The sequence below is a fragment of the Kordiimonas aestuarii genome, from assembly GCF_025574465.1.
Classification (GTDB): domain Bacteria; phylum Pseudomonadota; class Alphaproteobacteria; order Sphingomonadales; family Kordiimonadaceae; genus Kordiimonas; species Kordiimonas aestuarii.
In genome coordinates this window covers 16005-29716 of record NZ_JAOBPP010000010.1, presented here as the reverse complement: position 1 = coordinate 29716, position 13712 = coordinate 16005, and the positions used below count along the sequence as shown (strand labels likewise).

The 13712-nt window shown below is 55.9% G+C and carries 12 protein-coding genes; 5 read left to right on the top strand and 7 right to left on the bottom strand.

Going from position 1 to position 13712, the window contains the following annotated elements:
• Nucleotides 1-6: 6 nt before the first annotated feature.
• The 3 genes from OEU85_RS01660 to OEU85_RS01650 form a co-directional block, all read right to left on the bottom strand.
• Entirely contained in the window at nt 7-882 is an 876-nt protein-coding gene (locus OEU85_RS01660) for a TolB-like translocation protein (RefSeq protein WP_262689697.1), read from the bottom strand.
• Between the two features lie 106 nt (nt 883-988).
• Entirely contained in the window at nt 989-2080 is a 1092-nt protein-coding gene (locus OEU85_RS01655) for a CaiB/BaiF CoA transferase family protein (protein WP_262689696.1), read from the bottom strand.
• Nucleotides 2081-2272: 192 nt separating this feature from the next.
• A complete protein-coding gene (locus tag OEU85_RS01650) occupies nt 2273-3043 on the bottom strand; it encodes an SDR family NAD(P)-dependent oxidoreductase (protein WP_262689695.1) in 771 nt (256 codons plus the stop codon).
• Nucleotides 3044-3294: 251 nt separating this feature from the next.
• Here OEU85_RS01650 and gor point away from each other — a divergent pair, with 251 nt between their 5' ends.
• The 3 genes from gor to OEU85_RS01635 all read left to right on the top strand — a co-directional run bounded on the left by gor (nt 3295) and on the right by OEU85_RS01635 (nt 7734).
• Complete coding sequence (gene gor, locus OEU85_RS01645) at nt 3295-4647, top strand: glutathione-disulfide reductase (protein ID WP_262689694.1); 1353 nt, start codon at nt 3295-3297, stop codon at nt 4645-4647.
• 182 nt (nt 4648-4829) lie between these two features.
• The gene (locus OEU85_RS01640) at nt 4830-6680 is read left to right on the top strand and encodes a 2-oxoacid:acceptor oxidoreductase subunit alpha (RefSeq protein ID WP_262689693.1); all 1851 of its coding nucleotides are present in this window, start codon (nt 4830-4832) and stop codon (nt 6678-6680) included.
• A 13-nt stretch (nt 6681-6693) separates the two neighbouring features.
• Nucleotides 6694-7734 carry a 2-oxoacid:ferredoxin oxidoreductase subunit beta gene (locus OEU85_RS01635; protein ID WP_262689692.1) on the top strand — a complete coding sequence of 347 codons (1041 nt, stop codon included), beginning with the start codon at nt 6694-6696 and terminating at the stop codon, nt 7732-7734.
• A gap of 53 nt (nt 7735-7787) precedes the next feature.
• On the opposite strand, the gene OEU85_RS01630 is transcribed toward OEU85_RS01635, so the two are convergent.
• Complete coding sequence (locus OEU85_RS01630; RefSeq protein ID WP_262689691.1) at nt 7788-8231, bottom strand: SRPBCC family protein; 444 nt, start codon at nt 8229-8231, stop codon at nt 7788-7790.
• A gap of 157 nt (nt 8232-8388) precedes the next feature.
• On the opposite strand from OEU85_RS01630, the gene OEU85_RS01625 reads away from it, so the two are divergent.
• Nucleotides 8389-8718 carry an ArsR/SmtB family transcription factor gene (locus OEU85_RS01625; protein WP_262689690.1) on the top strand — a complete coding sequence of 110 codons (330 nt, stop codon included), beginning with the start codon at nt 8389-8391 and terminating at the stop codon, nt 8716-8718.
• Between the two features lies 1 nt (nt 8719).
• A complete protein-coding gene (locus OEU85_RS01620; RefSeq protein ID WP_262689689.1) occupies nt 8720-9157 on the top strand; it encodes an SRPBCC family protein in 438 nt (145 codons plus the stop codon).
• Here the strand turns inward: OEU85_RS01620 and OEU85_RS01615 are convergent.
• The 3 genes from OEU85_RS01615 to malQ form a co-directional block, all read right to left on the bottom strand.
• The gene (locus OEU85_RS01615; RefSeq protein ID WP_262689688.1) at nt 9154-9852 is read right to left on the bottom strand and encodes a helix-turn-helix transcriptional regulator; all 699 of its coding nucleotides are present in this window, start codon (nt 9850-9852) and stop codon (nt 9154-9156) included. The two genes, OEU85_RS01620 and OEU85_RS01615, sit on opposite strands and share 4 nt — an antisense overlap.
• 83 nt (nt 9853-9935) lie before the next feature.
• Entirely contained in the window at nt 9936-11567 is a 1632-nt protein-coding gene (locus tag OEU85_RS01610) for an alpha-D-glucose phosphate-specific phosphoglucomutase (protein ID WP_262689687.1), read from the bottom strand.
• A gap of 28 nt (nt 11568-11595) precedes the next feature.
• Nucleotides 11596-13710, bottom strand: a complete 2115-nt coding sequence (gene malQ / locus OEU85_RS01605) for a 4-alpha-glucanotransferase (RefSeq protein WP_262689686.1) — start codon at nt 13708-13710, stop codon at nt 11596-11598.
• Nucleotides 13711-13712 lie beyond the last annotated feature (2 nt).

The following is a 13712-nucleotide window of genomic DNA, read 5'->3' as shown; positions in this document are numbered from 1 at the left end:
GGGCGGTTATTCCGCCCCGCTCATGGCTTTCTGCCTCAGCTCATTGATGATGCCAGCGTCCATCCAGTAGATGTCCACATTCACAGTGTCGCCGTCCCGCGCTACGACGCGGTCGAACATCAGGTATTTGCCGTCCGGCGTTACGCTGGCCCAGAAGTCATCGTCGTCTGAGTTGACGGTCGGCCCCATGTTGATCGCCGGCCCCCATTCGCCGTCCGGCATACGGAAGCTGATGTAAAGGTCGGACTGGCCGAAACCGTCTTCGCGCTCACTGTCCCAGATCAGGTAGCTCTCGTCTGCCGCGATGAAGGGGTGGGCGGTCATCTTGCCGCTGTTGAACTGGACGGGCATCGCCTCAGCGGGCTGCCGTTCGCCGCCCACCATGCGCGAGATGCGGATCATGTCGCCGGTTTTATAGTCGTCAAAAACATAAGTGCCCGCGTCCGATGCGGTGAGGCGCATGATGCCCCAGTCCTCTCGATCAAACAGGGGGCCGAGGCTTTTGGTCTCAGACCAGCTGTCCCCCTCCCGCGCCCGGTAGCCTTTAGCCAGATGCATGGTCTGGCCGTCAGACGTGATGAAGGGCTCGCCGGTGCGGCGGAACTCGGTGAATTTTTGCCACACGCCGTCTGTCATCCGGAAGCCGATGATATGGGGCCTTTCAAAGCCCTCTCGCGTGACGAAGTAGAACTCCTCCATGCCGGGCGCAAAAACGCCTTCAAGCTCCCACTTGTCTGTGGAGATGACGCCGGGGGCAAACACTTCCGCCATCTTACCGGGCGGCGTTTGGCCCATCAGCGGGCCTTCAAGTTTTGGGAAATCCCCGGCCATGGCTGTCGCGGAAATGCCAAACGTTAGCATCAGTGCGAGATACTGTTTCATAGACCTCTCCCTCAGATGTGTAATGTTATTTCGTTTTTAAGTGCAAAGGGAAGGAGCTTACCTCAATGATTTTGGGTTGAGGTGAGCCTGTGCTGCGACAAGCGGCTCAGGCGAGGCCCAGTTCTTTCAAGATGGCCTCCGTGTCGGCCCCTTTGGCGGCGGGGCCAGAACTGACCTCCGGCGCGGTGCGGGAGAACCGAGGTGTAGGTGCTGGCTGGCGCAGGCCATCAACCTCAATAAAGCTTTCTCGCGCCGCGTTATGCGGGTGTGTATGGGCCTCCCAAAACGGCAGCACCGGCGCGAAGCAGGCATCGCTTCCGTCCAGCATGTTACACCATTCGTTCTGGTCGCGTGTCTTGAAGATGGCCCTCAGCTCTTCCTTCAGGCCCGCCCATTCCAAGGGGTTCAAGTGCTTCTGCATCCATGCGGCGTCAAGGCCCGTTTTTTGGATGAACACCTGCATGAACTGCGGCTCAATCGCGCCAAGGGAGATAAATTTGCCGTCTTTGGTCTCGAACGTGCCGTAAAAATGCGCGCCACCATCGAGCAGGTTCACGCCGCGCATCGGTGCCCAGCGCCCGTTTGCCAGCATGGTATGGAAGATGGACATCAAGGCGCTTGAGCCTTCAACCATACTGACATCAATAGCCTGTCCCTTGCCGGAGGTGCGGGCCTCCAACAGGCCGCACACCAGGCCGAACGCCAACATCATGCCGCCGCCGCCATAGTCGCCCACAAGGTTCAGTGGCGCGCTGGGCGGGCCATCCGCAGGCCCCATGCCGTGCAGCACACCCGAAAGCGAAATATAATTGATGTCATGCCCGGCGGACTTGGCAAGCGGGCCTGTTTGCCCCCAGCCAGTCATGCGGCCATAAACCAGTCTTGGGTTGGCCTGAAGCACCTCATCCGGGCCAAGGCCCAGTTTTTCCATCACGCCGGGGCGGAATCCTTCAAACAGTGCGTCGGCTGTCTCAACCAGCTTCAGCAGCGTGGTGCGCCCTGCGTCCGACTTAAGGTCAAGCGCGATGGAGCGTTTGCCGCGCCGGTTGATATCAACCTTCATATCCATGGGCGAGGGCGGGCCCGCGCGGTCAACCACAATGACTTCGGCGCCCATATCCGCCAGCATCATGCCCGCAAACGGCCCCGGGCCGATCCCTGCAAGCTCGATGATGCGTATGCCGTCTAAAGGCCCCATAACTTGTCCCCATGTTATTGCTGTGTATGACTATCACCTAGGGCAATAAAACAGGATTTCGAGGGATAAAAAAGCCGACACCCCTGATAGGTGCCAGCTTTCCTTTGGCGGCATCATGCCCGAGCAGGCGGGCATCCGTCTAGCCTTGCCCGTCTGGCCTCCCACCTTCGCGGGAGTGACGGTGTATCAGCCTTATTTGGGCGCCATGCGCGCGGCGGCATCCATGCGGATGGTTTCGCCGTTCAGATAGGCGTTATCGATAATGTGCGCCGCGAGCTTGGCATATTCGTGTGGCTTGCCAAGGCGCTTGGGGAAAACAACCTGTTGCTTGAGGCTGTCAACCGCCGCTTCCGGCAGGCCGTCAAACAGGGGTGTGTGGATAAAGCCTGGCGCGATGGTCATCACGCGCACTCCCTGGCGGGAGAATTCGCGCGCCGTTGGCAGGGTCAGCGCCGCGATGCCGCCCTTGGACGCAGCATAAGCCGCCTGGCCGATCTGGCCCTCGAACGCTGCGACGGACGCCGTATTGATAATCACGCCGCGCTCGCCGTCCTCGTTTGGCTCATTCGTTTGCATGGCTTCGGCCGCTTGCGCCAGCACATTGTAGCTGCCGATCAGGTTGATGGAGATGACTTTTTTAAAGTGATCCATCGGGTAGCGGTTGCCGTCGCGGTCCAGCACTTTTTGTGGTGTCCCGATACCGGCGCAGTTTACCGCAATATCGACACTGCCGTATTTGTCCTTGGCGACAGCAACGGCATTGGCGACAGCCACTTCGTCCGTCACGTTGGTGTTGACGTAGGTCACTTTACCGCCCTGCGCTGCCGCAACCGCCGCGCCTGCCTCGTCATTGAGGTCCAGGATGACGACGTTGGCGCCAAGGCTTACGAAATGCTCTACCGTTGCTCGGCCAAGGCCCGATGCGCCGCCGGTGACCAGCGCGGTTTTCCCTTTAATGTCCATCAAAATGCTCCAAATCAATTATGTTGCGCCGCAGCATAGTGGAGCGTGGGGGTGTGATCAAGCGTCACCGTGCCGCATATTATATGGTGGTCTACTTTTAAACCGCATCATACAATTGTGATGGCGACCTTCGGCGCATTCGGCTTGGTATTTTGCACAGTGCCCTTATATTTTGAAGCCAAGCTACAGGCATTGCATACAGCGATTTATTATTGCATATGCAATAATAAATGAGTGAGAACGGATGCGTTATGGAATTTGATTACGACCTTTTTGTCATTGGCGCAGGCTCTGGCGGTGTACGAGCCAGCCGGATTGCGGCCAGTTTTGGTGCGCGTGTCGCGGTGGCCGAGGAATACCGTGTGGGTGGCACCTGTGTGATCCGTGGTTGCGTGCCGAAGAAGTTAATGGTCTACGCCTCCCACTTCGCAGATGATCTTGAGTTGGCGCGTGGTTTTGGCTGGTCGGTCGGTGAAACAGCGTTCGACTGGAAGGCGTTTATCGCCCGCAAGGATGCGGAGATCGATCGCTTGAACGGTCTCTATATCAATACGCTTGAGGGCGCGGGGGTTGAGCTTATCAACGGCAGCGCGGTTGTTTCGGGGCCAAACAGTGTGAAGGTGGATGGCCGGGAGATAACGGCCAAGACTATCCTGGTGGCTTCTGGCGGTTGGCCGCATATGCCGGATGTACCTGGAATTGAACACGCGATCACTTCGAACGAGGCCTTTCACCTTGAAGAACAGCCGAAGCGTGTTGTGATTGTTGGCGGTGGTTATATTGCTGTTGAGTTCGCCGGCATCTTCCATGGTATGGGGTCTGATGTGACGCTTCTTTACCGGGGTGAGCAGATTATGCGTGGTTTTGACGATGACCTGCGTGACCGTCTGGCGGATGAGATGCGCCGGAAAGGCATCGAGACCCGCGTTGGCACAAATGTTACCCGCATTGAGAAGCGGGATGGCAATGTGCGGCTGACCCTGACTGATGGCAGCGAGGTGGAAGCTGACACAGTGATGTATGCGACAGGGCGCGTACCAAACACCCGGGGGCTCGGGCTTGAGGATGCTGGTGTAGATTTGGCACAAGGGGGCGCTGTGAAGGTGGATGCCTACGGCAAGACCAATGTGGACAGCATCTATGCCGTGGGTGATGTGACGGACCGGGTGCAATTGACGCCGGTTGCTATCAAGGAGGGCCACGCTTTTGCGTTGACTGTCTTTGCCGACACGCCAACCGCGCCTGAACATGACGCCATTCCAACGGCTGTCTTCTCGCAGCCGCCGATTGGTACAGTTGGTCTTTCTGAATCTGACGCCAAAGCGAAGTATGGTGACATTGAAGTCTATACCTCCGACTTCAAGCCGATGAAGCATACGCTGGGTGGTTCGGATGAGCGGGCTTTCACCAAAATGATCGTTGACAAAAGCACTGGCAAAGTGGTTGGTGCGCACATGATTGGCGCGGACGCGGCGGAGATTATCCAGGGTATTGGCATCGCGGTGAAAGCCGGGCTGACAAAAGTCCAGTTTGATGCCACGGTTGCGGTGCATCCCTCAAGCGCGGAAGAGTTTGTGTTGATGCGTACACCGCGTGCGAGTTGAGTTGGCTATTTTGGTAATTGATTAGAATAAAATTCTCAAAATAGCTACGTTACATGCGGATGATAGAAAAAGTTCTTCGTGTTTTTGCTTGAAGATCGCTATTAAAAGCGCACATGTGACAAAGAGCATTGACAGCGGGCGCCGATAGGAGTTGCCTGCGCACTTTAAGGATATGGAATCAGATGGCTTCTGACGTACAGGTTCTGGAATCGGCGGTTGTCCGTTTCGCGGGCGACAGCGGCGACGGCATGCAGCTTACCGGCAGCCAGTTTACCACTTCAACGGCGCTGTCCGGTAGTGATCTTGCCACCTTCCCGGACTTTCCGGCAGAAATTCGCGCGCCTGCGGGCACCACCTTTGGTGTCTCCGCCTTCCAGATCAACTTTGGTGCAAAGTCGATCAAGACGGTCGGTGACCGCCCGGATGTGCTGGTGGCAATGAACCCGGCGGCACTCAAGGTGAATATCAAGACCCTGCGTCCGGGTGGCCTGCTGGTTGTTGATACTGGCGCCTTCTCCAAGCGTAACCTTCAAAAAGCTGGTTATGATGTTGACCCATTGTCCACGCACGAACTGGAAGCCTATCAGTTGGTTGAGCTTGATGTCTCCAAACTGACGCTCGAAGCCGTGAAAGACTTCGGCCTTGGTAACAAGGAAGCGCTGCGCTGTAAAAACATGTGGACGCTGGGGCTTATGCTCTGGATGTTCAGTCGCAAGCGTGAGCCTGTTGTTGCGTGGTTGGAGAAAAAATTTGCCAAGCTTCCCGATATTGCGGGGGCGAACGTTGCGGCGCTCAATGCGGGACATGCCTTTGGCGAGACAGCTGAGTTGTCCGTTCACTTCAAGCGCTACCAGATTGGTGCAACGCACAGCGAACCTGGCATCTATAAAACGGTGACCGGCAGTCAGGCGCTGTCATGGGGTATCACGGCGGGCGGTGAACTTTCCGGCTTGCCTATTGTGCTGGGCTCGTATCCCATCACCCCGGCGTCACCCATCCTTCACACGCTTTCAAACATGAAAGAGCTGGGTGTGGTAACCTTTCAGGCGGAAGACGAGATTGCGGCAATCTGTGCTGCTATTGGCGCGGCCTATGGCGGCGCGCTGGGTGTGACCAGCTCATCAGGCCCTGGCATTGCCCTCAAGGGTGAGGCGCTTGGTCTCGCGATCTCAATCGAGCTGCCGCTAGTTGTGATCAACAGCCAGCGTGGTGGCCCGTCGACTGGCTTGCCGACAAAAACAGAACAATCAGACCTTTATCAGGCTATCTATGGCCGGAACGGTGATGCGCCGCTGCCAGTGATCGCGACCCGCAGTCCTGGTGACTGTTTTGAAGCCGCGATTGAGGCATGCCGTATCGCGGTCAAGTATATGACGCCGGTGATGCTCCTGACGGATGGTTTTATCGCCAACGCGGCGGAGCCATGGAAGTTGCCGGATCTCGACAAGATCGAACCCTTCAAGGTGACATTTGCCGAGGCGCCAGAAGAAGGGCTTGAGTTCAACCCCTTCAAGCGGGATGAGGTCACATTGGCGCGCCACTGGCCGAAGCCGGGCGTGCCGGGTACTGAGCACCGCATCGGCGGTATTGAGAAGAGCTTCGACAGCGGCCATATTTCGTATGACCCTGAAAATCACCAGAAGATGACCGATACTCGCGTGGGTAAAATCGACGGCATCGCGAACGATATCCCGGCACAGGGTGTTGATCAGGGAGAAGACAGCGGCACGCTCGCGGTGGTCGGCTGGGGCTCGACATACGGCCCGATCTCTGAGGCTGTGAAGGCCGGCCGCGAAGAAGGCCTTAAGGTTTCGCACATACATATTCGGTATCTTAATCCATTCCCGGCCAACCTTGGGGAACTTCTTGCCAGCTTCGACAAGGTGATTGTGCCGGAAATGAACACAGGGCAGCTCAAGACCGTGCTTCGGGACAAGTTCCTGATCGACGCCAAGCCGCTCAACAAAGTTTCAGGCCAGCCGTTCAAGATCCAGGAAATCCTGGATGTGATCCACGCTGAAGCCAGCAGTTAAGGGAGACGGTGCCATGAACGAACTGAGCGCCCCCAAAGCGAACCTGACCATCAAGGACTTTACTAGCGACCAGGAAGTGCGCTGGTGCCCGGGTTGTGGTGACTATGCCATCCTCAAATGTATGCAACGCACGTTGCCTGAGATGGGTGTCACACGCGAAAATACGGTTTTTGTATCGGGCATCGGCTGCTCAAGCCGTTTCCCCTACTATATGAACACCTATGGTTTCCATACCATCCATGGCCGGGCACCTGCGGTAGCAACGGGCCTGAAGCTGGCGAACCCCGAACTGGACGTCTGGGTGGTCACCGGGGACGGTGATGGCCTGTCGATCGGTGGCAACCACCTGATGCATGCGCTCCGGCGGGATGTCGACCTCAATATCCTCTTGTTCAACAACAAGATTTACGGTCTGACGAAAGGACAATATTCGCCCACGTCTGACCTTGGTACGCGCTCTCCGTCAACGCCGCAGGGTTCCGTTGATCCAGCGCTGAACCCGATCAGCTTTGCGCTTGGTTCTGGTGCGCACTTTGTGGCCCGCACGGTGGACACTGCGCAGAAGCACATGCCGGGTGTGTTCAAGCGTGCGCATGCTTTCAAGGGTGCCTCCTTTGTGGAGATCCTGCAGAACTGTATCGTTTATAACGATGCAGCCTGGAAAGGGATCACCGAGAAGAATGTCGTGGCTGATAAGCAGTTGCTCGTGGAACACGGCGAAAAGATGCTGTTTGGTGCCGAACGCAACAAGGGCATCCGCTTCAATGCACAAAAATTTGCGCTTGAGGTGGTGGTCATTGGTGAAGGTGGCATCACCGAAGATGATGTTCTGACCCATGATGAGACCAACCTGCAACTGGCCCGCATGTTGGGCGAGCTTGGCGGGCAAGCGGACGAACCGGTGGTGATGGGGGTTTTATATGCCCGTCAGGCGGAACACAGCTATACCGATGCAGTTCTTGGGCAGGTTGCCGAGCGCAAGGGCAAAACAACCCTCAAGGATATCATGTATGGTGGCCAGACCTGGGAAGTAAGTGAGACAATCACTTCCTGATATATGACGGATGTAAAGATAAAGCCCGGCGTCATGCCGGGCTTTTTTTATGCCTACATACCGGCAGCTTCGATCTTCAGGTCATTGGGAAACGGTGTACCATTCCCCTTCTCCACCATGTCCCGCATGCTCAGGATGAAGGTTGCCCATTTTGTTGAACAGTGATGGAAAAATGGCGCTTCCTCCGCCCAGCCAATATGGCGGAACATCAGCCGGTTTTGCCCGTCATCATCGATGACCTTGAATTCAAGCTGGGTACCAACCCAGTCCTCCGGTCCTCCCCTGACTTCCCAAAGTACAAAGCCGTCGCGGTTCTCTTTGACCTCCATGTCGAAGCCGCCATTATCGCCAAATCGGAATTGGAGTGTGCCGCCCTTGGTTGGCTCGCCGGTAGTGGTTTCCGTCCACCAACCCTGCAGGCCATCCAGAGTGTTGAGTGCCGCCATGATTTTCTCTTTGGGGGCATATGTACTGAACGTGTGACAGATATTCGCCATCGTCTGTTTCCTTCCTGTTTGCGAAACCTGTATTCATTTTATGGCTGGCGCACGGTGTTTAAATAAAATACAGAAAATAAATAATAATAATTAAGATATTGATATTAAATATAAAAATAAAGTTCACTATCTAATTATTATGATATATTTTCCATATATGGAAAATGATGATCAATTGGATGCGGTGTTTATGGCGTTGGCGGACCGGCGCCGAAGGGCGATGTTGGCTGAGCTTGCGGCAGGGCCACGCTCCATTGGAGAGCTTGCTGCCATTGGCGGATGGCGGATGAGTGCAGCATCCAAAAACATCGCCGCGCTTGAAGGCGCGGGGTTGATCCTCAAGTCGCGTCGCGGGCGTGAGGTTTATTGCCATATGAATTTCGATGTTTGGCGAACAGTCGCGAGCTATATCGCACTCCATGCCAAATTCTGGGCGGGACGGCTTGACGAGCTTGAGAAATATATAAATGAGGCAGGAGGGGAGTAACATGGAGCCGTTGGTGATCAAACGTGTGATGCCATGCAGCAAGCGGCAGCTTTTTGATGCGTGGGCGAAGCCATCTGTCATGGGACGGTGGTTTTTCGCAAGTCAGACACCCCTGAAGAACAGCACAGTCAGGAGTAGTTTTGCAGTGGGTGGCAGCTACAGCCTGACCATGCACCTGCAGACCGGTGATTACACCATGAGCGGCGAATATATCGAGATTAACCGCTACACCCGTATCACCTTCAGCTGGAGCTCGCATATTATAGACAACAGCCTTGTCACGCTCGATTTCCGCGAGTTGTCGCCGAACCGGACTGAAATGGTGCTGACACAAACGCGCTTCCCATCCGATGAAGTACGTCTGAGTCATGATCAGGGTTGGAATGGCTGCCTCGACAGCCTTGAGCGGTTTGTCGCTGCCGAATTTGGCTCCGTCTAGTCCTTGAGCCCGTCGCGGTAATTGAGGCGTGCCAGATAGGTTTTCAGGCTGGTCTCTGGTGTGTCGGTAAATATATCCCCTGTAGGGGATGCCACCAGCATACGGTCGAGGCGGAAGTGGCGGAAATCCTGCCGCATTTCGCACCAGCCAAGCATCATCCACACGGGACCGATAAATACCAGTGACAATGGCCGAACAATCCGTTGGGTGGTGCGGCCTTCCTCGTCGGCATAATCAAGGGCGAGCTTTTCTTTCTGCCGTACGGCCTGCCTGAGGAATGAGAAATCAATATTCCATGGCAATTTGGCGCGAGAGGGCGGCGCGAAGAGCGCGACGCCAGAAAAAGCCTCGCGGTCTTGTGTCGTCAGAACATTCTTAATCTTGAGGATAAGGCTTTTGGCCGATGCGGCCATATGTGCATCCGTCCAGCTTGATACCATCGCTGCCCCCAGCATCAGGGTTTCAAGCTCGTTTACATCGAAACTCATCGGCGGCAGGTAATAACTTTTGTCGAGGATATAGCCGACACCAGCTTCGCCTGAGATCGGCACGCCCGTGGTGATCAGGTCCTGAATGTCGCGGTAAACAGTGCGGACGCTGATATCAAACTCTTCCGCGATATCCTGTGCCGTGATGGCGATACGCCGCCCCTGAAGGTAGCTTACGATCTGAAAAAGCCTGTCTGCGCGTCTCATAGTGGAAGCGTACCATCACCTACTGACAAAATTAGTCAGTAGGTTACAGTTGCCAAGCCCGACGTCAAGGCTGTTGGGGTCGTTTATGAAACGACATCGGGTTCAGCGCGCCCTGTGCGTTCAGCTATCCCGCCAATCTGATCAGCGATGCTGATAATGCGTTCCAGCGCCACCTGTGTTTCCACTTGATGTTCGGATGGGTCGACAACATAGCGTTCAAGATAGACCCGCAGGGTGGCACCTTCGGTACCCGTGCCGGACAGCCGATATACGATACGGGCACCACTCTCGAAGACGATGCGGACGCCCTGGTTTTTCGCGACCGATCCATCGACAGGGTCGGTATAGGAAAAATCGTCGGCGGTCCGGGCAGTCTCCCCTGAAAAAGCTTGCCCCGGAAGGTGTTCGAGCTTTGTTCGCAGGTCTGTCATGAGTTTGTCTGCTACGGCACTGTCAACCGCTTCATAATCGTGGCGTGAATAGAAGTTGCGGCCATAGGTGCGCCAGTGCGCCTTCATGATTTCAGCGATGCTCTCTTGCCGTTCTGCAAGAATATTCAGCCACAAGAGTACCGCCCACAGCCCATCTTTCTCGCGCACATGGTCTGAGCCCGTACCTGCACTTTCCTCGCCGCAAAGGCTTACCTTGCCAGCGTCAAGCAGGTTGCCGAAATACTTCCAGCCCGTTGGAGTTTCGAAGCATGGCATGCCAACCTCTGCAGCAACACGGTCAACAGCCCCGCTTGTCGGCATGGAGCGTGCGACACCCGCAAGGCCATTCTCGTAGCCAGGCGCCAGATGTGCGTTGGCAGCGAGAACGGCAAGGCTATCACTTGGCGCCACATATATGCCCCGGCCAAGAATGATGTTGCGGTCGCCGTCACCATCAGATGCCGCGCCCATATCTGGGGCGTCTTCGCCAAACATCAGGTCAAATAATGCGCGGGCGTGCACCGGGTTTGGGTCCGGGTGGTGGCCGCCAAAGTCTTCAAGTGGCTGGTAGTTCACCACGGTGCCCTTGGGCGCGCCCAGCTTGCGCTCAAGAATATCCTTTGCATAGGGGCCGGTGATGGCGTGCATGGCATCAAATCGCAGCCGGAAGCCATTCCTGAAAAGCTTTTTGATCTTCTTGAAGTTAAACAGGCGCTTCATCAGGCGTCGGTATTCTTTGACCGGATCGACAATTTCAACCGTCATGTCGGCCAAGGTAAATTCGCCAAGCTCATCAAGAGCGATGTCGTCCGCGTCCAGAATATTGTAGCTATCTATGATTTGTGTGCGTGTATAGATCGCGTCTGTGATGCTCTCCGGCGCAGGGCCACCATTATTGCTATTGTACTTTATGCCAAAATCTTCATCCGGGCCACCAGGGTTATGGCTTGCCGAGAGAATGATGCCGCCCTTGGCCGCAAGTTTGCGGATAAGGCATGATGCGGCAGGGGTGCTGAGCAGCCCGTTTTGACCCACAACCACGCGACCAATGTTATTCGCCGCTGCCATTTTCAGAATAATCTGGATTGCCTGCCGATTGAAAAAACGGCCGTCGCCACCAAGCACCAGCGTTGCGCCTTCCATATTCCCCACAGCGTCAAAGATGCTTTGGACAAAATTCTCCAGATAATGTGCTTCCCGAAACTGCCTGACTTTCTTGCGCAGTCCCGAGGTGCCGGGTTTCTGGCCGGGAAACGGCGTCGTTGCTATTGCTCGTATCGTCATTGTGTTCCCTCTGTCTAAGCCTTTAAAACTATGGCCTTTCTTCTCGAATGGCCGCTACGATACGCGAGGCAAGCGCGCAATTGAATACGCTTTCTATCTCTACAGGTAATTTGCGGCGCCAATTGGGCTCCTCAGTCGTGGTGCCTGGCACATTGGGCTGATCACGCAGGCCGAGCAGGTCCTCCAACTGGACAGCGATGATGTCCGACTGTGTGCGTGCGAGATAGGTATGGATGGCTACCGCGAGGTCATCCGAGAGCTTTGCAGGGGCGGCATCCGGGGATACGCCGTCCGGTAGCAAGCCTTCTTCTTCAAGCCTCTTCAGCATCAGCCACCTGTCATGGAGGCGCTCATTCCTGTCGCGTTCCAGCCGGTTATCCGCGGTGCCAATGTCCAGCGTTTTCCGCCAGCGGAAATCTTCCCCTTCCCAATACCCTTTGAGCGTGGGGAAGTCGTGATTGTTGAGTGAAGCGAGTTTTGACTCCTCAAACCGTGCGGGGGCCTTGAAGGCACCATACTCGCGTTCAAAGTAAAGGATGGCACAGCCAAGCAGCCCCCAGTCCGCCAGACGCTCGCGGAAGCCTTCCGGGACCGTGCCAAGATCCTCGCCAACAACGATGCACCGGTTACGCTCACTTTCAAGTGCGATAACACCAAGCATGTCTTCTCGGGGGTAGTTTAGATAATTTCCGGGAGCCTCGTTTGCAAGCGGGCACCAGAAGGCCCTGTTCAGACCGAGAATATGGTCAATACGGATGAGCCCTGCTGATTGCATCGCCTCTCTGAGCGTCCGGCGGAAAATGCGGTAACCAGTAGCCTTGAGGGCAATCGGGTCCAGGGGTGCCAGATGCCATTTCTGACCATCAGGGTTCGCGGCGTCGCCTGGCGCGCCAAGGCTCATGCCGTGCACGATAGCTGAAGGCTCTGCCCATGCTTCAGCTCCTCCGGGAACCATACCAACGGCGAGATCGAGATAGAGCCCGATGCGCATGCCCGCAGCTATTGCACGGGCATGCGCCGCATCAAGCTGTGCATGGGCAATCCATTGCAGGTAACAATAGTAGGTGACACGGTCTTTTTCCTGCTTGTCAACTTCCGCACTGGCATCGGTGTCTGGTGATCGCAGTTCTGGTGGCCAGTCGGTCCAGCCTGACGCCGCCGGGTTGGCTTTGCGCTGCCTCTCGAACAGGACATTGTAAAGCGCATGGCGTTTCAGCGCGGTGCCCTTTTTGTCGAGAAAAGCTTGAAAGGCTTGCCGCCTTTTGTCGCTTGCCTGCTCCTTGAACAGGCTAAAGGCCGCTTCAAAAGCGCGGGTCTTCAAGCGATAGACCGCCGGGTAGTCCACAAGCTCGGAGGTCCGCACAGTGCGATAGACTGGATCCGACCTAAAGGTACTGAGCAACTTTTCAGCCGCGGCACAGCTTTGAAATTCCTCTATCAGGTCTGGCGCGATATGCATGATGTTGAGGAATTCCCGGCTTGACGGCGAATAGGGACTATAGATGTCAGGCGCACTGGGAAAGAGGGCGTGCACCGGATTGATGCCAATAAAGTCAGCACCCGCCCTGGCGGCGCATTCGGCCAGCACCGCCAGATCCTCATAGTCGCCAATCCCCCAGTTACGTGAGGATCTCAGGCCATAAAGCGGAGCTGTGATGCCCCAGGCTTTTGTGTGCCCCGTAATCTCCGCAACAGCGACCGTTTGAGGTGGGGTGACGATAAGATGACAATGTTCAACTGAGTTACCCCTACCCAGCGTTATTTCGTGATATCCTTTTGGCAATACGTGCTCAATGACAAGCGCCGTCGCGCCGGTCTCCAGCGCGCCCTCAATTGTGGTACCGTCTTCCAAGCTGATCGTCCACGGCAGGCTGCTGTATACTTGTTGCTGTAGCTCGAACGCGCAGGCATCGTGTTGACGTATGACAAGGCTTGCGGGCAGGTGGCGCTGTTTCTCACGTTCCTGCTCCGCCAACGCGTTTTTGATATCCTCATTGCTTTCAATGGAAACATTCATGGCGGCAAGCTGCGCCAGTTTTGTCTCGTCACTGGCCTGAATATAAGCGCCGCCCAGGTCATGATAGCCATGATATACGCCAAGGCTTTCGCAAAGCTGGTGCAGGAGGTTGGGATCAAGGCGCATGG

Coding starts and splice junctions, on each gene's coding strand:
- OEU85_RS01655 (WP_262689696.1), bottom strand. CDS start 2,080: ATGGGGCCTTTAGACGGCATACGCATCATCGAGCTTGCAGGGATCGGC.
- OEU85_RS01610 (WP_262689687.1), bottom strand. CDS start 11,567: ATGACGATACGAGCAATAGCAACGACGCCGTTTCCCGGCCAGAAACCC.
- OEU85_RS01630 (WP_262689691.1), bottom strand. CDS start 8,231: ATGGCGAATATCTGTCACACGTTCAGTACATATGCCCCCAAAGAGAAA.
- OEU85_RS01620 (WP_262689689.1), top strand. CDS start 8,720: ATGGAGCCGTTGGTGATCAAACGTGTGATGCCATGCAGCAAGCGGCAG.
- gor (WP_262689694.1), top strand. CDS start 3,295: ATGGAATTTGATTACGACCTTTTTGTCATTGGCGCAGGCTCTGGCGGT.
- OEU85_RS01650 (WP_262689695.1), bottom strand. CDS start 3,043: ATGGACATTAAAGGGAAAACCGCGCTGGTCACCGGCGGCGCATCGGGC.
- OEU85_RS01625 (WP_262689690.1), top strand. CDS start 8,389: ATGGAAAATGATGATCAATTGGATGCGGTGTTTATGGCGTTGGCGGAC.
- OEU85_RS01660 (WP_262689697.1), bottom strand. CDS start 882: ATGAAACAGTATCTCGCACTGATGCTAACGTTTGGCATTTCCGCGACA.
- OEU85_RS01615 (WP_262689688.1), bottom strand. CDS start 9,852: ATGAGACGCGCAGACAGGCTTTTTCAGATCGTAAGCTACCTTCAGGGG.
- OEU85_RS01640 (WP_262689693.1), top strand. CDS start 4,830: ATGGCTTCTGACGTACAGGTTCTGGAATCGGCGGTTGTCCGTTTCGCG.
- malQ (WP_262689686.1), bottom strand. CDS start 13,710: ATGCGCCTTGATCCCAACCTCCTGCACCAGCTTTGCGAAAGCCTTGGC.
- OEU85_RS01635 (WP_262689692.1), top strand. CDS start 6,694: ATGAACGAACTGAGCGCCCCCAAAGCGAACCTGACCATCAAGGACTTT.